General features: G+C 67.3%; 1 protein-coding gene. It reads right to left on the reverse strand.

The features are described 5' to 3' along the window. Positions 1–542: ATP-binding cassette domain-containing protein (locus I6F21_RS37620; RefSeq protein WP_249787626.1), on the reverse strand; the 542-nt coding region annotated here is incomplete at both ends.

Here is a 542-nt window from a genome sequence, read left to right on the forward strand (position 1 = left end):
GTGTCGAGCGCGCCGAACGGCTCGTCCATCAGCAGGATCTCGGGCTCCAGGATCAGCGTGCGCATCAAGGCGACACGCTGGCGCATGCCGCCGGACAGCATGCGCGGGAAGCTCTGCGCAAAGCCTGCAAGGCCGGCCTTCTCGACGGCCGTAGCAACGCGCCCGGTGCGCTCGCTCTTTGGCACTCCCGCGATCTCCAGCCCATAGCCGATGTTCTGCTCCACGGTCCGCCACGGAAACAGGGTATCGCGCTGGAAGACGTAGCCGACCCTGGGGTTGACCTCGCCGGTCTCGACCGAGTCCCCGTCGATCAGGATGCGTCCGCCGGAGCGCGGCAACAGCCCCGCGACCATGTTCAGAATGGTGCTTTTGCCGCAGCCGGATGGACCGAGCAGCGCGACGAACTCGCCCTGCTTGACCTCGAAGGAAACGTCATCCACCGCCACGAACTCGCGTCCGGACGCGTTGAAGCGCTTGGCAAGACCCTGTACGGCGATGCGCGTGCGCGCAGCCGCTGCTCGATCCTCGTCGCGCGCGAGCGC

The organism is Bradyrhizobium sp. NBAIM03 (assembly GCF_020194055.1).
Classification (GTDB): Bacteria; Pseudomonadota; Alphaproteobacteria; order Rhizobiales; family Xanthobacteraceae; genus Bradyrhizobium; species Bradyrhizobium yuanmingense.